Origin of the sequence: Nocardioides sp. (assembly GCF_035503875.1) — a bacterium.
Classification (GTDB): domain Bacteria; phylum Actinomycetota; class Actinomycetes; order Propionibacteriales; family Nocardioidaceae; genus Nocardioides.
Map to the genome: position 1 here is coordinate 1 of NZ_DATJTA010000028.1, position 19,888 is coordinate 19,888.

Below are 19,888 nucleotides of genomic sequence, written 5' to 3' on the forward strand. Positions count from 1 at the left end.
GAAGTTCGGCAGCGTCATCAGATCATTGCCGAACACCGCCGACTCCGAGGTGAACCGGTCACCCGTCAACTGCATCCCGTCACCAGAGTCACCCGCGAACCGGATGATCACCCGATCGAGCTGCTTCACCTGCTTGGACACCTGGGCCCACTTCCTTGCTCTGCCGAACACGTTTGGCGCATCTATACGGACGATTGCTGACCGATAACTGGTCGATCGTACGGTGGCCACGCCTCAAACTGGAACATGTTCCAGTTTCGGCCCCTCGGGCCACGTTGTCCACGATAGAGACCCCGGCCCCATTGACCGAAGTCGTCTCCCGTGTTGGACCTACCCCCGCAGTCTGAAATATACGATATCGGAAAGCCGCGGCAGCAGTCGAGGCGACACGATCTGGACACCCCGGTGCACATTCGTCGTCTAAGTCGAGTACTCTGCTCGAGATTAGTAAAAAGGCCGGTTAGATGAACCGGCTCGACGAAGGGTGCAGAAGGATGAAGATCAAGCGCGTCGTGGCGGGCCTCTCCGCCGGAGTACTGGCCCTCGGCCTCGCCGCCTGCGGTGGCTCGAGCTCCGGCGACAGCGCGGAGACCATCAGCATCGTCGGGTTCGCCGTCCCGGAGGCGGCCAACAAGGCGATCGCCGAGGAGTTCAAGAAGACCGACGAGGGCGAGGGCGTCGGGTTCAAGACGTCGTACGGCGCCTCCGGTGACCAGAGCCGCGCGGTCGCGGACGGGCTCAAGGCCGACTACGTCCACCTCTCCGTCGCCACCGACGTGAAGCGCCTGGTGGACGCCGACCTGGTCGACCCCGCCTGGAACCAGGGCGAGAACAAGGGCATCGTCTCGACCTCGGTCGTGGTCCTCGGCGTCCGCGAGGGCAACCCCAAGAACATCCAGGGCTGGGACGACCTGGTCAAGCCCGGCGTGGGCGTCGTCACCGCCAACCCGGCGTCGTCCGGTGCCGCCCGCTGGAACGCGCTCGCCGCGTGGGGCCACGTCACCGAGAACGGCGGCACCGAGGCGGAGGCGACCGAGTTCGTCGACCAGCTGTTCGCCAACGTCGTGTCGCTGACCAACTCCGGCCGGGACGCGACGACCAGCTTCCTGCAGGGCAACGGCGACGTGCTGCTCGCCTACGAGAACGAGGCGATCCTGGCGGCCCAGCAGGGCGAGGGCTTCGAGTACGTCATCCCCGAGACCACGATGCTGATCGAGAACCCGGGCGCGATCCTGAAGGACGCCAGCGCCCCGTCGCAGGACTGGCTCGACTTCGTGCTGAGCGAGGAGGGCCAGAAGCAGTTCGCCCTCACCGGCTTCCGCCCGGTGAACACCGCCGAGCCGGGCACGGTCGACTGGGACGCCGTGGGCCTGGAGCCCGGTGACATCGAGGGTGCCCCGAACTCCGAGGACCCGTTCCCGGCCGTCCCCAACCTGCTGACCCTCGACAAGAACTTCGGCGGCGGCGACTGGAGCGGCGTCGCGGACAAGCTCTTCGGCACCGGTGAGGACGGCCAGTCGCTGGGCATCGTCACCGAGGCGATCGCCAAGTCCGGCAAGGCGTCCGAGTAAGCGGCGTACCGAACGACGACCGAGATCCACGCGAGGGTGCCATGAGCGTGCAGATCGAGGCCGTGCGTCCGGCCACCGCCCGACGTACGCCGACCCACAACCTGACCCGGACCTCCGGGATCGGGCTGGGGGTGACCATGATCTGGTTCAGCCTGCTCGTCCTGATCCCGCTCGCCGCTGTCGTAGCCACGGCAGCGGCGGGGGGATGGGACGGGTTCTGGCGAGCCATCACCAACGAGCAGACCGCGGCCGCCATCCGGGTGACCGTGACGGCGGCGTTCGCCGTGACGCTCGTCAACATCGTGATCGGGACGATGATCTCGTGGGTGCTCGTCCGGGACCGGTTCCCGGGCAAGGGCCTGCTCGAGCTCGTCATCGACATCCCGTTCGCGCTGCCGACGATCGTCGCGGGCCTGGTCCTGCTCTCCCTGTACGGCAACGACAGTCCGCTGGGCCTCCACTTCGCCAACACGAAGTGGTCGATCTACCTGGCGTTCCTCTTCGTCACGCTGCCCTTCATCGTGCGCACGGTGCAGCCGGTGCTGGAGGAGCTCGACCAGGAGATCGAGGAGGCGGCCGCGTCGCTCGGCGCCAGCCGGTTCACGACGTTCCGGCGGATCATCCTGCCGGCGCTGGTGCCGGCGATCGCGGCGGGTGCGGCCCTGTCCTTCGCACGCGCCGTCGGCGAGTACGGCTCGCTCGTGCTCCTGTCCGGCAACCTCCCGTTCGAGTCGGAGGTGACGTCGGTGCGGATCCTGAGCGCGATCGAGAACGACAACCGGGCGACGGCCGCGTCGATCGCGACGCTGCTGCTGCTGATCTCGCTGCTGGTGATCGTCGTCCTCGACATCGTCCAGCGAAGGGTGGCGCGCCGTGGCTGAGCGACACCGCTACCCCAAGAGCCCGACGACCTACCTGCTGCGCGCCATCGTGATCGTCTACCTCGTCCTGCTCGTCGTGTGGCCGGTGGCGCTGGTCGTCACCAACACCTTCGAGAACGGCGGCGAGGCGCTGCGCAGCATCGTCGAGGACCCCGACATGATGGCCGCGCTGCGGCTCACCGCGATCGCGGCCGTCGTCGCGACGGCCATCAACACGGTCTTCGGCGTGAGCATGTCGCTGCTGCTGGTGCGCAACGAGTTCCCGGGCAAGCGCGTGGTCAGCTCGCTGCTCGACCTGCCGCTGTCGGTCTCGCCGATCGTGGTCGGCCTGGCGCTCGTGCTCGTGTACGGCGGCCGCAACGGCTGGCTGGGTCCGACGCTGGAGAGCTGGGGCTTCCAGGTCATCTTCTCCACGCCCGGCATCATCATGGCGACCGCGTTCGTCTCCCTGCCTCTCGTCATCCGTGAGGTGGTGCCGGTGCTCGAGGAGCTCGGCATCGAGCAGGAGCAGGCGGCGCAGAGTCTGGGCGCCAGTGGTGCGCAGACGTTCTGGCGGATCACCCTGCCGAGCATCAAGTGGGCCGTCATCTACGGCGTCGTGCTGACGCTGGCCCGCTCGCTCGGTGAGTTCGGCGCGGTCAAGGTCGTCTCCGGCAACGTGCTGGGGGAGACCCGGACGGCGACCCTCGCGGTCGAGGAGAAGTACCTCAACTTCGACCAGCAGGGTGCCTACGCGATCGCCTTCCTCCTCGCCAGCGTCTCCGTCCTCGCCATCCTCGTGGTCTTCCTGCTGCGTGCACGCGAGGACCGCCGTGAAAGGTCACTGTCATGAGCATCGACATCACGGGAGTCTCGAAGAGCTACGGCGACTTCGTGGCCCTCGAGAACATCAACCTCTCGCTGCCGAAGGGGCAGCTCACCGCCCTGCTCGGCCCGAGTGGCGGCGGTAAGACCACGCTGCTGCGGATCATCGCCGGCCTGGAGTCCCCGGACGGCGGGTCCGTCGTGATCGAGGGCAAGGACGCCACCCGGCTCCCGGTCCAGAAGCGCAACGTCGGCTTCGTCTTCCAGCACTACGCGGCGTTCAAGCACCTCTCGGTGGCCCGCAACGTCGCCTTCGGCCTGGAGATCCGCAAGCGGCCGAAGGCCGAGATCGCCGAGCGCGTCGACGAGCTGCTCAAGCTCGTGCACCTCTCGCAGTTCTCGCACCGGCTGCCGGCGCAGCTGTCCGGCGGTCAGCGCCAGCGCATGGCGCTGGCCCGGGCGCTCGCGGTCGAGCCGACCGTCCTGCTGCTCGACGAGCCGTTCGGCGCGCTCGACGCGAAGGTGCGCAAGGAGCTGCGTGACTGGCTGCGCCGCCTGCACGACGAGGTCCACGTGACGACCGTCTTCGTGACCCACGACCAGGAGGAGGCCCTCGAGGTCGCCGACGAGATCGTGGTGATCAACGACGGCCGGGTCGAGCAGGTCGGCACCCCCGACCAGCTGTACGACGAGCCGGCGAACGACTTCGTGATGAGCTTCCTCGGCGAGGTCACCCGGCTCCACGGCCACCTGATCCGGCCCCACGACATCGACGTCTCGGCGACCCCGGTCGGGGGTGGGGTGCCCGGCTCGGTGACCCGGGTGCTGCGCATCGGCTTCGAGGTGCGGGCCACGGTCGCCACCGAGGAGGGCGACGTCACCGTCGTGATGACCCGGACCCATGCCCGCACGGTCGGGCTCGAGCAGGGTGCCCAGGTCTGGCTGACGGCGGTCGCCGGAGCCACGATGGTGGCGCCGCTGACGGTGGGCTGAGCTCGCCGTACCCCTGAACGGCCACCCGTCTGAGGAGATTGCACCCCTCCTCAGGCGGGTGGTCCTCCACCGATTGTCCCCCGGATCCGTCCGGTGCGGGCAGGCGGTGGCCGGCGCGGACCCCGCGCCCCCTGGCGGCCGCCCGTCTGAGGAGATTGCACCCCTCCTCAGGCGGGCGGTCTCGTCGTTCGGGCGGGTCTAGACCAATCAACCAAATTCCAATCAATCTGATCTACTTTGAGTACCTTTCTCCCAGCGAGGAGGGTGCCGTCCCGGCTGCCCCGTGCGAAGCCGAGGAACGGAACGTGATGACTGCGGTGCCCGACGTGCTGGTGGACACCTCCGAGGAGGACCGCCCCCGCGTCATCCGCAGCCGCGAGTCGGCACAGGACCGGCTCTACCTCATCGCCGTGCGGGCGACCGGCCTGGTCGTGCTGCTGATCGTCTCGTCGATCGGCATCTTCCTGGGCCTGCAGTCGGTCCCGACCCTGCGGCACTACGGCCTCGGCTTCTTCACCGAGTCGCGCTGGCTGCCCAGCCAGGACATCATCGGCATCGCCGCCGTGGTGGTCGGGACGATCCAGGTGGCCCTGCTCGCGCTGGTCGTCGCCTTCCCGCTGTCGCTGCTGACCGCCCTGTTCATCTCCGACTGGGCGCCCGCGCGGCTGCGGCCGAGCCTGATCCGGATGGTCGACATGATGGCCGCCGTCCCCGGCATCGTCTTCGGCCTCTGGGTGCTCTTCATCATCCAGCCGCACGCCACCGAGGTCGCGCACTGGATCAGCAAGCACCTCGGGTGGTTCCCGCTCTTCCACGTGCGCACCGACGTCGACTACCCGATCTGGAACCAGCTGCCGGGCTACCCGTCGTACGCCGGGTCGGCGTTCATCGCCGCCATCGCGGTCGCGATGATGATCTTCCCGATGGCCACCTCGGTGATGCGCGAGGTCTTCTCGGAAGCGCCGGTCAACGAGAAGGAGGCGGCGCTCGCGCTCGGCGCCACCCGCTGGGCGATGGTGCGCACGGTGGTGCTGCCCTTCGGCCGCAGCGGCATCGTCGGCGGCACGATGCTCGCGCTCGGCCGGGCGCTCGGCGAGACCATCTCGGTGGTGCTGGTCATCTCCCAGACCTTCGAGATCAAGCCCTACGTGCTGGAGTCCGGCACCTCGACGATCTCCTCGCTCATCGCGTCCAGCTTCAAGGAGGCCTCGGCGGCGCAGCTGTCCGCGCTGCTCACCGCGGGCTTCGTGCTGTTCTGCATGACGCTGGTCGTCAACAGCTTCGCCGCGGTCATCGTCTCCCGCTCGCGCGGCCGGGAGGTGACGGACCTGTGACCCAGACCGTCACCCGCCCGCCGGGCCGGCGCCGGCGCGAGCCCGAGCCGGTCGCCACCGCGCCCGCTCCGCCGGCCGCGCCGGTGCCGGCCGCATCAGCCACGCCGCCGGTCGAGGAGGACGTACGCCGCCCGAGCGGCCGGACCCGCGAGGACCGGCTGACTGTCGTCGGCGCCGCCGCCGGGTCGCTCGCGACCACGTGGCTCTTCTACAGCCGGATCCTGCCGCTCGAGGGCGTGGTCGGCTTCGTCGTCGTCGGCTACCTCGTGTTCGTGGCCTTCTACGCCGGCGTGACCGCGCTGACCCAGCCGCGCCAGGTCGTCGTCGACCGGGTGGTGACGACCGCGGTGATCGCCGCGCCGACCCTGGTCGGCCTCGCGCTGGCGAGCGTCGTGGTGATGACGCTGTGGAAGGGCCTGCCGGTCCTCTCGAACGCGAACTTCTACACCTCCGACATGGCCGGCGTGCGCGCCGACGACCCGTTCACCCGCGGCGGCATCCTGCACGCCATCGTCGGCACCCTGATCGAGGTCCTCATCGCCGTCTCCATCGCGATGCCCCTCGGCGTCGCGACGGCCGTCTACATCTCGGAGGTCGGCGGCCGGCTGGCGGATCTGGTCCGCACGGTCATCGAGGCGATGACGGCCCTCCCCTCGATCGTCGCCGGCCTGTTCATCTACACCGTCTGCCTGGTCTACCTCGGCATGCCCACCAGCGGCCTCGCGGCCTCGCTCGCGCTGGCCGTGATGGCGCTGCCGATCATGGCGCGCGCCAGCTACGTCGTGCTCGGCGTGGTGCCCGGCGGGCTGCGCGAGGCGTCGTACGCCCTCGGGGCGGGGAAGTGGCAGACGGTCTGGCGGGTCGTGCTGCCGACGGCCAAGCCCGGCCTCGCGACCGCGCTGATCCTCGGCATCGCGCGGGCCGTGGGGGAGACCGCCCCGGTGCTGCTGACGTCGGGCGCGTCGACGTACTTCAACGCCAACCCGGTCCAGGACCCGATGAACTCGCTGCCGCTGTTCATCTACGCCGCCGTCCAGACCGGCAACCCCGCGATGGAGGAGCGGGCGTACGCCGCCGCCGCCGTCCTCCTCGCGGTGGTGCTCACCCTGTTCGTCCTGGCCCGGCTCGTCGCCGGTGGAAAGAAGTCCCGATGATCACCTCCCTGTCCCGGCTGCGCCGCACGGTCGCGATCCTGCTCGCGTTCTACGTCGCCCTGCTCGCCGGTCCCGGCGGCGCCAGCGCGGCGCCGTCGTACGCCCTGATCCAGGGCTCGGGCTCCTCCTGGGCCGCCAACGCCGTCAACCAGTGGGTCGCGGACGTGGACGCCAAGGGTCTCAAGGTCGTCTACACCGCCAACGGCGCCGCGCAGGGCCGCAAGGACTACGCGAACCGGCAGACCGACTTCGGGGTGACCGACTCGCCGTACCGCGGCAAGGACCCGACGACGGGGGCCGACGACTCGCCGCTGGGCCGGTCGTTCGCCTACCTGCCGATCGTGGCGGGCGGCACGGCCTTCCCCTACAACGTCCTGGTCGGCGGGAAGATGGTCCGCAACCTGCGCCTGTCGGGCGAGACGATCGCGAAGATCTTCACCAACCAGATCGACAACTGGAACGACCCGGCGATCACCAAGGACAACAACGGGCGGGCGCTGCCGTCGATCCCGATCATCCCCGTCGTGCGCGCCGACGGCGCCGGCATCACCAACCAGTTCACGACGTGGATGGTCGCGCAGTACCCGAGCCTGTGGAAGCAGTGCAACGGCGGCAAGCTCGCGCCCACCGACTACTTCCCCGTCAACTGCGGCGAGAGCCGCGGGCCGCAGCGTGCGCAGTCCGGCTCCGACGGCGTGATGAACTTCGTCAAGAGCAAGGGCGCGAACGGCGCGATCGCGATGGAGGAGTACTCCTACCCGCTCGGCGCCAACTTCCCGGTGGCCAAGGTGCTCAACAAGGCCGGCTACTTCACACTGCCGACGCAGTACAACGTCGCGGTGGCGCTCACCGCCGCGCAGATCAACAACGACCCCCGGGACCCCGAGTACCTCACCCAGAAGCTCGACCGGGTCTACGTCAACCCGGACAAGCGCACCTATCCGCTGTCGTCGTACGTGTACGCGATCATCCCGACCGCTGCCGACGACACCCGGATGACGACGGCCAAGCGGCAGACGATCGTCGACTTCCTGAAGAACTCCATCTGCGAGGGCCAGTCCGGGGTCGGGCCGATCGGCTACTCGCCGCTGCCGATCAACCTCGTCCAGGCCGGCTTCACCCAGGTCAACAAGCTCAAGCTCGCCGACGACAAGGTGCAGTTCGACGCCTCGATCATCCGAGACGTCAAGAACTGCCACAACCCGACGTTCGTCGCGGGCAAGCCGTCGGAGAACCATCTCGCCAAGATCGCGCCGTTCCCGGCCGAGTGCGACCGCCCGGGCCAGGGTCCGTGCGCCGACAACGTGGGCGCCTTCAACGCCAACCCCGACGGCGACGGCAAGGTGCCGCAGGAGCCGAAGGGCGGGGGCGGATCCGAGGGAGGCGGCGGCGCCGGCGGTACGCCGGGTGCACCGGGAGCGGGCAGCACCCCCACCGGCGGAGCCACCGAGGCCCCCGGTGCCGCTCCGCTGACGACCGACACCGACGGCGACGGCGTGCCCGACGCGCCCGGCGGCGCCGGGGTGTCCGCGGACGGTACGGGCGGTGGGGGCGAGACCGGCTCGGTCGTGGCCACCACGCTCAGTGCCGGCGAGACCCTCGGCGGGACGGGCACGCTGACGGCGCTCGTCGCGGGACTCTTCGTGGGGGTCCTGGTGGTCCCGGTCGTCGTGAGCCGCGGACTCCTGCGCCGAGGCCGCAAGTGAGCGATCGGCGCCGGCGGGCGGCCGGCCTGCTCCTCGTGACGTCGCTGCTGCTCGCCGGGCTCGCGGCCGTCGTCCCCGTGTTCCCGACGACGGCCGGCGCGGCCGACGGGTCCGCCGTCACGAAGTCGGTGACGGCCACGCGCGACTTCGTCGACGAGGACGGCACCCAGGCCGAGGCGAGCCGCAACGAGATCTCGCTGACCGTCTCGCAGACCCGGGACCTGCGCGGGCGCCAGGAGGTCGCGGTCAGCTGGACCGGCGCGCACCCGACCGGCGCCATCGTCGCCGACCCGAACTCGGCGGAGGCCAAGGACCAGGAGTACCCGTTCGTCCTCATCCAGTGCCGCGGCGTCGACACCACCGGCGCCGTGCCCGCGGGTCAGACCCGGCTCTCGCCCGAGACCTGCTGGACCCAGACCACGGGCGAGCGCTACTTCCCGAGCGGTACGCCGAACCCCGGCTGGCGCTTCGACGCCGCCGCCGCACCGGCCGAGCGCCAGGCCGTCGTCGGTGCCCCCGCGACGCTCCCCGACGAGTGCACGGCCTCCCCGGCCTCCGCGCGCTGGCTGCCCTTCCGCGCGGCCGACGGCACCGTGTACGCCGGCGGTCCCGACCCGTCGCAGGGCTGCGTCCAGCTGCCGCCCGAGACCTCCGACTCCGAGGGCGCCGGCCTGCCCAGCAACACGACCTACGCGACCACCCGGGCCGACGGGTCCGGCAAGGCCGACTTCTCGGTGTGGACCCGAGCCGAGAACGCCTCGCTCGGCTGCTCGGCCGAGGTCAGGTGCGCCCTGGTGGCCGTGCCGATCGTGGGTCTCAGCTGCGACGCCTGGGGCCACCGGCTCCCGGCGGGGACCGTGCAGTCCACCAGCGCGGGCCAGCCGCTCACCGCCGGTCAGCTGGCCGCCGGGAACACCGCCTGCCGGCGTACCGGCGCCTACGAGCCCGGCACCGGCAAGTCGGTCGCGACGACCGACCAGGCGGTGCGTGGCTCGCTGTGGTGGGCGGCCTCCAACTGGCGAAACCGGATCACGGTGCCGCTCGACTTCGCGGTGAGCGCCGAGGTCTGCGACGTCGAGTCGGCGACCAAACCGCTGGAGATCATCGGCTCGATCGTGGCCAACGAGCTCTCGGCCTCGTGGCGGCCGCGGTTCTGTACCGACGAGTCCCTGTTCGCCTTCAACCACATCCAGCAGGCCGACTCGCTCGCGCGGCGCGCCATCAACACCAACGACCTCTCGGCCGGGCTCACGACCGCCCCGGTGGGCGAGTCGATCCTGCGGCCGGTGGTCCAGGCGCCGCTCGCGGTGGGCGGCTTCGCGATCGCCTTCACCATCGACGGCGCGGACCGGGAGCGGGTGGAGGACCTGCGCCTGAACGCCCGGCTGGTGGCCAAGCTGCTGACGTCGTCGTACCTCGGCGCGGCGCTGGTGCGCGAGGGTCACCAGGAGCTGGAGGAGAACCCGCTCAACATCACCGAGGACGAGGAGTTCCGCGCGCTCAACCCGGGTCTGCCGGTCGAGGGCAGCAGGATCTCGGGTGCCGCGCTCCAGACCCTGTCGGCCAACGCCGACCTGACCTGGGCGCTGACCAGCTGGATCGACGCCGACCGGGAGGCGCGCGCCTGGCTGGACGGCACGCCCGACCCGTGGGGCATGCGGGTCAACCCGAACTACGAGGACATCGAGCTGCCGCTCGACAACTGGCCGCTGCTCGACGACGTCCTGGCGCCGGACTGGTTCCGCGAGGCCAACGCCTGCTACAAGAACAGCCCGACGCCGTACCTCCAGCTGATCGCCAACCCGCTCAGCAGCCTCGGCAACGTGATCGTGAACCTGCAGTACGGCCGCTCGGCCGTGCGGACGGTCTGCCTGTACGACGGCAGCGACATGACCACCCTGCCGTTCCGGCTCGAGGGAGCCCAGCCGGTGGGGAGCCGGTTCCTGCTCGGGCTGGTCACCCTGTCGGCCGCCGAGCGCTACAACCTGCGGACGGCGTCGCTGCAGACGACGTCCTCGGTCCCGGTCGGCGAGCAGTTCACCGACGCCGGCGGCCGCACCTTCGTCGACGGCGACACCGCCGGGCTGAAGGCGGCCGGCGAGCTCCTGGTGCCGGCCGACGAGGACCAGACCTGGTCGCTCGACTACCCCGCGCTCAACAGCGCCGGCGGCCAGCGGGCCTACCCGGGCGCGATGCCGATCTACGCCCTGGTGCCGACCTCCGGCCTCGCCCGCTCGACGGCCGACGACCTGGTGCGGCTGGTCTGCTACGCCCATGACCGCGGCCAGGTCAGCGGCCGCGCCAACGGCCAGCTGCCGCCCGGCTACCTCCCGGTCACCGACGCCAACGGCCTCGCCGGGATGCGTCGCTTCCAGCTGACGGCCGCGGCCGCGGTGAACCGGCAGGCCGGCGCCGAGCCGGTCGTCGACACCGACCCGCCGACCCACGCCGAGGCCTGCACGCCGCAGCGGACGAAGCCCTCCGCCACGCCGTCCCCGGACGACGAGGAGAACGATCCCGGGAGCCCCGGTCCGACACCGTCCGGCGGACCCGCGGGCGCGCCCGTCGTACCGGCCGCGCTGCCGGCCACCGACGTGCCCGCCGCCGCGGCCCCGCCGACAGGGGTCGGCGCGCCGGCGGCGCCGGTGACCGAGGCGGCGACGAGCCTCACGTCCGCTCCGCAGTCGCGCTTCGGCAACCTGGGGGTGCTCACCCTCCTGGTCCTCGCGCTGGCGAGCGGCCTCGCCGGTTCCGTGCTGCGGTGGCCCGCCGAGCTGGCGGCGGCGGGTCGATCGGCGCAGGCCCTGGCCGGTCGCGGCTGGGCGCGGCTGCGGCGGCTGCGGCGCGGGGGAGCGGCATGAGCGTGTCGACCCTCCCGGGCCGGACGGTGGTCCACGGAGGCGCCGTCGACGCCTCGCCCCCGGGCACCGCGGACCGGGAGTCGCTCCGGCTCACGCTCTCGCACGTGCTGCTCGGCCTGTCCGGTGTCGTGGTCTGGTTCCTGGTCTACCTGCTGGTGCTGAGCGGGGTGCAGCAGGGCCGCGCTCAGAGCGAGCTGTACGACCAGCTGCGCACCGACCTCGCCGCCGGCACCGCCCCCACCGGCGCGCCCATCGCCCCGGGGCGACCGATCGCGCTGTTGGCGATCCCCGACGCCGGGGTGGACGACCTGGTCGTGGTCGAGGGCACCGGCTCGCGGGAGCTCATGGACGGGCCCGGCCACGTGCCGGGCACCGTGCTCCCCGGGCAGCAGGGGGTGAGCGTGGTCGCCGGCCGCTCGCTCACCTTCGGGGCGCCGTTCGGCCGGCTGAGCGAGCTGCGACCGGGTGACCCCGTGACGGTCACGACCGCGCAGGGCGAGTTCGTCTACGCCGTGGCCGCCGTACGTCGCTCCGGGGACCCGGTGCCCGCGCCGCTCGCGGCCGGTGGCTCCCGCCTCACCCTGCGGACCTCCGGGCACCCGGACGGCGGTCTCGCGTCCGCCCGACCGGGCGCCGGACTCTACGTCGACGCCGTGCTCGCCACGGGAGCCGTCCCGGCCTCGGGCGTCGCTCCCGCCCAGTCCGGTGACCACCTGATGGCGGTGCAGGTCGACGCCGCGAGCCTGGCGCTGCTGGCCCTCGCGCTCCAGCTGCTCATCCTGGCGCTCGGTGGCCTGGTCTGGGCCTGGTCGCGCTGGTCGCGGACGGCCGCGTGGATCGCCGGCGGCCCCGTCGTCCTCGCCGCGCTCTGGCTCGTGGCCTCCCAGGCGGCGGTGTTCCTCCCCGCGCTCGTCTAGACCAGAGAAGCCAATGTCTATCGAATTACTTCTGTATTAGCGGGAAACGCCCCGCTCGTCGCGTTCGGCCCCTAGGGTCCTCCGCAGCCGTCAAACTCGTCTATCTCGGTTTGGTTACTCATCGAAAGGCACTTCCATGCTCAACGGACGCAAGCGCGTCGGGATCGCCACGGTGGCCCTGGCGACGACCGGTGCCCTCGGCCTCGGCCTGGCGCCGGCGCACGCCGACCCCGCCCCCCAGCCCGACGACGTCGTGACCACCGGGTCGGACATCATCCAGACGTCGTTCAACTTCCTGGCCGACGGCTACCACCAGCTGCCGGGCTACAACACCGCCGGCAACAAGTGGCGGTTCATCAACTTCGACTCCTCCGGCGACGCCCAGGGGCGCAGTGCCTTCGTCGACCCGCGGCTGCTGCCGTCGATCGACCAGGGCGGTACGCCCTACGTCAAGCGGGAGGACGTCAAGCAGCTCAACCCCACGATCTCGCTGCGTGCCGGGGCCGACCTCGTCGTCCGCCCGACCGGGGGCGGTGGTGGCGGCCTGAACGCCATCATCAACGACAAGGTCGTCAACGGCGTCGGCGGCTGGATCGACGCCGGCCGCACGCCGAACCGGCCGACCACCGCCAACCAGAACACGGCGCAGTCGAAGCTCGGGACCAAGGTCTGGACGGTCCGGGTCGGCACCGACCGCCAGCTGATCGCCACGGCGACGAGCTCCAACGCCCCGGCGACGCTGACCGGCGCGCAGATCCGCGACATCTACAGCGGCAACATCACCACCTGGGGCCAGGTCCCGGGCTACTCCGGTCCCGGTGCCGCGCTCGGCTCCAACCCGGGCTACAGCGGGGCGGCGCGCAACGAGACGATCGTCCCGCTGGTCCTGCCCACGGACGCCGGCATGTGGACGACGTTCCGCGACGGCATCCGGGCACAGACCAGCACCCCGACCTTCACCGGCGACGGCAACCAGAACCGGATCACCGTCCAGCAGAACGACCCGACCGCGATCACGGCGCTGGGCGACGTCGCCGAGCGCAACGCCATCGTGCCGTTCCCGCGCGGGCGCTACCGGGTGCTCGAGTCGGGCTACTACACCGTCGCCGAGGACGGGTCGGACAAGACCAACCCCTACAACGGCACCGTGCCCTACACCGGCACCACGGGCGCCGACGGCAACAAGCGCCTCTCGGCGTTCCCCACGGGCGTCAAGCTGCTCGACCCGAACGGCTCCGCCGGCACCACCGGCCAGGCGGACGCGCCGTACGGCACGAACTTCGGCTACAACGCGGTCTTCCGGAAGTCGGACTACGACAGCAACGACCCGTGGCAGCCGGGCAGCTCCCTGAACTGGGTCGAGGCCCTGTTCTACAACCCCGGCGGCCCGACGCCGTTCGTGGCCTCGCCTGCCGGTGAGGCGCTCCTGGAGGCGGCCGGCATCGAGCCCGACTACCAGGTCTTCGACGAGAACGACGCGCCGCAGATCACCGACTGACCCGTCCCGTCACCCCCACCGCGACCCCGGGAGAACCGCATGAGCACCGACCAGATCAGCGCCGACGTGGCGCCGCCGCGCCGCCGGCTGCGCCCGGTCCTGATCGGTGCCCTCGTGCTCGGTGTCCTGGTCGCGGCGGGGGTGGTGGCCTGGCGCCTCACCGCCGAGCGGACAACGCCGTACGACGATGCGCAGTCGGCGGGCGCGCTCACGCTCTGCTCCGCCGACGGCGAGCAGATCACGGGAGGGAAGGTCACCGACCGCCCCTTCGCGGCCTACGCGCTCGGTGAGACGCCGGTCGGGGAGCCGTACGTGCCCGAGGGCGCCGTCGCCACGCTCTTCGGCTACCAGCCGCGGGAGGGGGTCGAGGCCTCCGAGTTCAGCGGGTCGCCGATCTCCCGGGCCGCGGAGTACGTCGACCCCGAGCGGCCGGCGACGTACGTCGAGGAGGGTGCGTGGTCGATCGCCGACTTCGTCTCCGCCTTCCCGGCGGACCTCGACGGCTACGTCCAGCTCCGGCTCTATCTCGGGGTCCCCGGCGTCGGCACGCTCACGAACGAGCCCTACGACACCGCCGACCTCCGTGTCGACGGCGACACGTGGGAGCTCGTGCGGGGCGGCGACGCCTCCTGTGCGGGCGCGGCCGACCTGTTGCCCGACTCCAGCACCTCGTGACCCCTGGTCACGGACGAACTTCTTCTCCGAGAGGAACACGATGAACCTGCAGCCGCGACAGAGGTGGGCCACCGTCATCGGTGCGGCGCTCGCGCTCAGTGCCGTGACCGGGGCCGGCGCCTACGCGTGGGACGCCGCGACCGAGGCGGACGCCGCCGGGTGGTACACCGCCGACGAGAACGCCGGCGAGCCCGATCCCGACCGCGTCGGGGGGCTGACCTTCTACAACGCCGCCGGCCAGGAGGTGACCGGTGGCGACCTCGACGAGCCGCTCGCCGACTTCGCCGTCGCCGACGACGTCGTGCGGGACGGCGACGGGTTCGCCACGCTCTACGCCTACAGCTCCGACGACGAGGTCGCGCCCGGAGCCTGGACCGGCACCCAGCTCAGCGGCACCAGCGCCTTCCCGGTGGCCGGGGCTCCGGCGGTGATCAACGCCGACGACGCGGTGTACCGCAGCTCGGCCGCCGACCTGACGCTCGCCGACGTCTTCGACGACTACGAGAACCTCACCTTCGAGATCCGGCTGCGGACCAGCTCGGCGGCCGCGGGGGTGGGCAGCCGTTACGCGTCGGCGCTGGTGCAGGTCAACGGCAGCGCGGGCACCTGGTCGCTCGGCGACGGGGGCACGGTGCTGCCGACCGCGACCACGCTCACGACGTCCGGAGCGGCGACGTACGGCGGGTCCGTGCGCCTCACCGCGGGGCTGTCGCGCTCGGCCGCCGGCGACGTCGAGTTCTTCGACGGCACGACGAGCCTCGGCACCAAGCCGGTGGCGCGGGCCGACCGGGGGGCCACTCTCGACGTGCCCGCGAGCCAGGTCGGAGCGCGTTCCTACCGGGCCGTCTTCACCCCGACCAAGACCGACGTCTACTCCGGCTCGGAGTCCCCGGTCGTCGCGGTGAACGTCGCCAAGGCGGTTCCGACGTTGACGGCCACGGTGCCGGCGTCGGCGGCGTACGGCCGGACCTTCGCGGTGACCGCCAAGGTGGCGGCGGCGGGCGGCACGCCCACCGGGACCGTGAGCGTCAAGGCAGGCGGCGCCACGCTCGCGACCGGGACGCTGGCCCAGGGCTCGGCGACGATCACGGTGCCGGCGACGGCGCTGGCTCCGGGCGCTCGTTCGTTGACGGTGGCCTACAGCGGGTCCGCCACGGTGTCCGAGGCGGCCTCGAACCGCACGGTCTCGGTGGCCAAGGTGGGCGGACTCAAGCCCGTCCTGAAGGTGGCCAAGAAGCCGACCCGCAAGAAGGCCGGCAAGGCGACGGTCACCGTCGCCAGCCCTGCGGGCCTGGTGAAGGCGGGCGGCAGGGCCACGGTCGTGCTGACCAAGGGCAAGGCCGTCAAGCGGGTCGTCGTCACGGTCAAGGCCGGGAAGGCGACCGCGAAGCTGCCGAAGCTGCCGAAGGGCACCTGGACGGTGCGCGTCGACTACGCCGGTGACGCGTACTACCTGGCGGCCAAGTCGAAGACGGCGAAGGTCAAGTCGAAGTAGAGTATCTATCTCGACAAACAGCGTGGGGGTCGGCGGGTGCCGGCCCCCACGTGCCCGCCCCGGCTCCACGAGCCGGGGCGCGATCAGGAGGGTGCCATGAGTGCAGAGCCGAGTGCAGCGGTGACCGACGTGCTGCCCGTCCTCACGGAGGACGTGACGGCGGAGACGCCTGTGGTCCCGACGGGGGCGGCCGCGGCCCCGGCGGCGGTGTCGACCGCCGCCACGCTGGAGGCGGACCGGGTCTCGGCCTGGTTCGGTCAGCGCAAGGTCCTCGACCGGGTCTCCCTGGACATCCCCGCGGGCCGGGTGACGGCGCTGATCGGCCCGTCCGGCTGCGGCAAGTCGACCTTCCTGCGGATCCTGAACCGGATGCACGAGCTGGTGCCCAGCGCCCAGCTCGCCGGCGAGGTGCGACTCGACGGCCAGGACATCTACGACCCCGAGCGCCGGCTCACCGACGCCCGCCGGGCCATCGGGATGGTCTTCCAGAAGCCCAACCCGTTCCCGGCGATGTCGATCGCCGACAACGTGCTCGCCGGCCTGAAGATCACCGGCACCAAGATCGCCCGACCGGACCGGGAGGCGCTGATCGAGGAGTCGCTGACCCGGGCCGGATTGTGGAACGAGGTCAAGGACCGGCTCCGGCAGCCCGGGTCGGCCCTCTCCGGCGGCCAGCAGCAGCGCCTGTGCATCGCGCGGTCGCTCGCCGTACGCCCGCGGGTGCTGCTGATGGACGAGCCCTGCTCGGCCCTCGACCCGACCTCGACCCGCGTGGTCGAGGAGACGATCGGCGAGATCGCCCGGGACGTCACGATCGTGATCGTCACCCACAACATGCAGCAGGCCCAGCGGGTCTCCGACCAGTGCGCCTTCTTCCTGGCGGCCCAGGGCACGCCCGGCGTGATCGTGGAGCACGGCCCCACCGACGTGGTCTTCGATAGCCCGCAGGACCAGCGGACCGCGGACTACGTCAACGGCCGGTTCGGCTGACCGATCCCGACGCGCACGACCGGGCCGGACGACATGGGGACGTCCGGCCCGATCTGCGTTCTCAGGTCAGGGCGGCGGCGGGCGCCGGGGCCGGCGTGGACCGGCGTCGCTCGTCCAACGGCGAGGGCCGCCGGTGCAGGCGCTCGTCGAGGATCCTCATCGCCCGGTCGTGGTGTCCGGCGTTGACGAGCGCGATCAGCTGCGTCTCCTCGACGACCTCCCGCTGAGCGGCCGACCCGCCGACGCGGGCGAGCACCGGGAGCACGTCCTCGATCAGCGAGGCGGCGTCCTCCCAACGCTCCTCCACGACCGAGGCGAACGCCTGGCACAGCGTCGCGACCGTGCCGCGCAGCACCCCGTCCCGGGAGCGTCGGCAGTGCGCGGTGAGGGCCTGGAGACCGGCCAGGTCGCCTGCGGCGGCGTACGCGATCGCGGCGTGCAGCGCCATGAACGGCGTCTGCGGGCGCTCCAGCAGCCCGGGCTCGATCGCGTCGAGCACCGGCGCCACCGGGGGCGGGGTCTCGGCGGTCGTCACCCGCCACCGCCACAGCAGGGAGGCCGAGTCGACCAGGGCGCGGACGCCGGTGACCTCGGGCGCGGCCAGCTGGGAGTAGTAGCGGCGGCGTACGGCCTCCGTGTCGCCGAGGGCGAGCTCGTGCAGGGCGGCGTGCCACGAGAAGTGCGCCCGGTGGCTGGCCGAGCGGCCGCTCTCGGCGACCCAGTGGTCGAGCCAGACCCGACCGACCTCGTGCTGGCCCGTCTCGTAGAGCACGTGGGTCTGGGCGTGCACCGCGTGACCGGACGAGGGCTCGCAGGAGAGTGCGCTCTCGGCGAGCAGACCGGCCTCCTCGAAGAGTCCCTGGTCCTGGCGGGTGAAGGCGAGCAGGGAGATGTACCACCAGTGGTCGCCGTACGCCGGAGCCAGGCCCTCGACCAGGTCCCAGGCCTCCTGCTGGACGTCGGTGACGCCCGAGAAGGCGATCGTCGGGACCGCCGCGGAGACCGCGAGCACGTCGCGCGGGTGCAGCGAGATGTGGTGCATCAGGGCGTCGGACCCGGTGCGCCGTACGTCCTTGACCCGCAGGCCCACGACGTCGACGAGGCTGCGCTCCCGGTCGTCGCCGCGCTGGCGGGCGGCCTTGCGGGCCGCCTCGAGGGAGGCGCGTACGTCGGCGTCCGCCCCCGCCTCGTGGCCGAGCATGGCCAGCGCGGCATGGGCGAGCGCGAACCCGGGGTCGAGCTCGGTGGCGAGGCGCAGCTGCTCCTCGGCGCCGTCCTGGAGGCGCATGAGGCGCTCCAGCCCGGCGTTGTAGGCGGCCGCGGCCTCACTGGTCGTCGACAGCGGCAGGCCCAGCGGGTCCCGCGGCCGGGCGATCGGGTGCCGGCCGCCGACCAGCCGGCCGTCGGCGAGGCGCCGGGGGAGCGGGGCCACCTCGTCGAGCACGGCCCGGGCGACCGAGGCCGCCTGGAGCCGGATCTCCGGGATCGCGGTGGTCTCCCACAGCTCGCCGCGGCGCAGCGCGCCGAGGGTCCACAGCGGGGCGTCGGTCTCGCCGTCGGAGGCGATCAGCCGGCCGTTCTCGGTGCGCACGCCGAGGCCGGCCACGTCGATCGAGGCCAGTGCGGCGCCGCCGCGCTCGCGCAGCAGGTCGTCGAGGACGGGGCTGCCGAGCAGCCGCAGATCCGACTGCGGGCCGGTGCAGTTGACGACCCAGCCGACGTCACGGGTGCTGCCGTCGTCGAGCTCGACGCGGAGGCCGCCGGTGGGCAGCGGCTCCGCGCCCACGACCCGTCCGGTGCCGATCCGCAGGCGATCCTCGGCCCGCAGCGTGTCGAGGCGGACCGCGCTCGTCGGCGCCATCCGGTGCCGGACGGTGTTCCACCGGCCGGCGTCCTCGGCCAGGAAGCGCTCCTTGTCGGCATCCGACAGCCGCCCCCACAGCTCCTGCACCCGGAACCGCAGCCCGTCGAGCGCCGGGCGCCAGTCGCCGGCGGTGGTCCGCACCTCGGCGACGTGCCGCTCGACCGCCGTGCGGACCTCGTCGAGGCTCGTTCCCCACTCGGTGATGTCGGGGATGGCGGCGAGCTGGAGCTGCGGCGCGTGCACCTGCGGCAGCCGGCCGTTGCGGGAGGTCGCGTGCACCACCCGGTCGGGCCGGCTGCCCGCGTCGGTCAGCGAGAAGACGACGTCGACCATGGTCAGGCCGGTGCCGACCAGCAGTACGTCGGCGGGCCCGGTGCGGTCGCGGCGTACGACGTCGAGGGCGCCGCGCGCCCACGGGTCGGCGACGAAGAAGGGGGAGGAGGCGAGCGAGTCGGGTGCCCAGGAGCTGCCCGCGGCCGGGAGGCCGGAGGCGACCACGACGGCGTCGGCGACGATCTCGCCGCCGGCGGCCGTGCGCAGCGAGACGCCGGTGGAGGTCCGCCGTACCCCGACGACCTGCTGGCGGACATGCCGCAGGCCGATCTCGCCGAACGACGCGTGCCGGGCCTCCTCCAGGGTCTCGTCGAGGTAGCGCGCCCACTGCCGCCGGGGCGCGAAGTCGTACGGCGAGGTCTGGGCGTCGGGATCGAGCTCCTGCGCGTCCCGCTGGCGCCAGGCGGCGAAGTGGCCCGGCTCCTCGGGGAGCGCGGTCATGCCGGAGGCGGGCACGTTGAGCAGGTGCTGTTCGTCGGGGGTGCCGAAGGCGACGCCCTGGGCGCGCCGGTCGACGGGGTCGACGAGGACGATGTCGAGGCCGGTGCTGCGGCGGGCCGCGGTCCGGGTCAGGTGGAGGGCGACGAGGGTGCCGGCGGCACCGGCCCCCACCACCGCGACGGTCGGGCCGTGCCCACGGGGGCGGCGTCCTGCACTCATAGCGAACCGTCCTAACAGCATTAGAAAACTCGACAAACTGATTCTACGGATCCCCGGGTGCGCAGGACGAATGCGCAGCCCCCCGCGCGTCGTCCGGGGACCAGAAACGCCGAGTCGGCAGTAGTTGCGCGTCGAGTCGGCAGTAGTTACTG

The 19,888-nt window shown here is 72.0% G+C and carries 15 protein-coding genes; 13 read left to right on the forward strand and 2 right to left on the reverse strand.

All coding sequences use genetic code 11. The features are described 5' to 3' along the window. The coding region (locus VMF51_RS06730; RefSeq protein ID WP_325473656.1) for a hypothetical protein at positions 1–231 on the reverse strand (231 nt) is incomplete at its 3' end. 263 nt (positions 232–494) lie between these two features. Here VMF51_RS06730 and VMF51_RS06735 point away from each other — a divergent pair. The 13 genes from VMF51_RS06735 to VMF51_RS06795 all read left to right on the forward strand — a co-directional run bounded on the left by VMF51_RS06735 (position 495) and on the right by VMF51_RS06795 (position 16,879). Continuing rightward, positions 495–1,571, forward strand: coding sequence for a sulfate ABC transporter substrate-binding protein (locus VMF51_RS06735; RefSeq protein ID WP_325473642.1), 1,077 nt, complete (start codon positions 495–497; stop codon positions 1,569–1,571). Positions 1,572–1,612: 41 nt separating this feature from the next. Continuing rightward, positions 1,613–2,452, forward strand: a complete 840-nt coding sequence (gene cysT / locus VMF51_RS06740; protein ID WP_325473643.1) for a sulfate ABC transporter permease subunit CysT — start codon at positions 1,613–1,615, stop codon at positions 2,450–2,452. Continuing rightward, complete coding sequence (locus tag VMF51_RS06745; protein WP_325473644.1) at positions 2,445–3,284, forward strand: sulfate ABC transporter permease; 840 nt, start codon at positions 2,445–2,447, stop codon at positions 3,282–3,284. The genes cysT and VMF51_RS06745 overlap by 8 nt, the downstream gene beginning before the upstream one ends. Continuing rightward, entirely contained in the window at positions 3,281–4,249 is a 969-nt protein-coding gene (locus VMF51_RS06750) for a sulfate/molybdate ABC transporter ATP-binding protein (RefSeq protein WP_325473645.1), read from the forward strand. The genes VMF51_RS06745 and VMF51_RS06750 overlap by 4 nt, the downstream gene beginning before the upstream one ends. A gap of 308 nt (positions 4,250–4,557) precedes the next feature. Further along, positions 4,558–5,583 (forward strand): phosphate ABC transporter permease subunit PstC, encoded by a 1,026-nt coding sequence (pstC, locus tag VMF51_RS06755; protein ID WP_325473655.1) that lies wholly within the window; start codon positions 4,558–4,560, stop codon positions 5,581–5,583. Then, positions 5,580–6,737: a phosphate ABC transporter permease PstA gene (gene pstA / locus VMF51_RS06760; RefSeq protein ID WP_325473646.1), complete on the forward strand. Its 1,158-nt coding sequence runs from the start codon at positions 5,580–5,582 to the stop codon at positions 6,735–6,737. Before pstC ends, pstA begins: the two co-directional genes overlap by 4 nt. Beyond that, positions 6,734–8,443 (forward strand): substrate-binding domain-containing protein, encoded by a 1,710-nt coding sequence (locus VMF51_RS06765; RefSeq protein ID WP_325473647.1) that lies wholly within the window; start codon positions 6,734–6,736, stop codon positions 8,441–8,443. Before pstA ends, VMF51_RS06765 begins: the two co-directional genes overlap by 4 nt. After that, entirely contained in the window at positions 8,440–11,304 is a 2,865-nt protein-coding gene (locus VMF51_RS06770; RefSeq protein ID WP_325473648.1) for a hypothetical protein, read from the forward strand. Before VMF51_RS06765 ends, VMF51_RS06770 begins: the two co-directional genes overlap by 4 nt. Then, positions 11,301–12,221: a sortase domain-bontaining protein gene (locus VMF51_RS06775; protein WP_325473649.1), complete on the forward strand. Its 921-nt coding sequence runs from the start codon at positions 11,301–11,303 to the stop codon at positions 12,219–12,221. Before VMF51_RS06770 ends, VMF51_RS06775 begins: the two co-directional genes overlap by 4 nt. 136 nt (positions 12,222–12,357) lie before the next feature. After that, positions 12,358–13,719 (forward strand): substrate-binding domain-containing protein, encoded by a 1,362-nt coding sequence (locus tag VMF51_RS06780; protein WP_325473650.1) that lies wholly within the window; start codon positions 12,358–12,360, stop codon positions 13,717–13,719. A 39-nt stretch (positions 13,720–13,758) separates the two neighbouring features. Next, entirely contained in the window at positions 13,759–14,394 is a 636-nt protein-coding gene (locus VMF51_RS06785) for a hypothetical protein (RefSeq protein ID WP_325473651.1), read from the forward strand. Between the two features lie 40 nt (positions 14,395–14,434). Next, a complete protein-coding gene (locus VMF51_RS06790; protein WP_325473652.1) occupies positions 14,435–15,889 on the forward strand; it encodes an Ig-like domain repeat protein in 1,455 nt (484 codons plus the stop codon). A gap of 96 nt (positions 15,890–15,985) precedes the next feature. Next, on the forward strand, positions 15,986–16,879 hold the full coding sequence (locus VMF51_RS06795; RefSeq protein ID WP_325473653.1) for a phosphate ABC transporter ATP-binding protein: 894 nt from the start codon (positions 15,986–15,988) through the stop codon (positions 16,877–16,879). Between the two features lie 61 nt (positions 16,880–16,940). Here VMF51_RS06795 and VMF51_RS06800 read toward each other — a convergent pair whose 3' ends face one another. Beyond that, positions 16,941–19,736, reverse strand: coding sequence for an FAD/NAD(P)-binding protein (locus VMF51_RS06800; protein ID WP_325473654.1), 2,796 nt, complete (start codon positions 19,734–19,736; stop codon positions 16,941–16,943). Positions 19,737–19,888 lie beyond the last annotated feature (152 nt).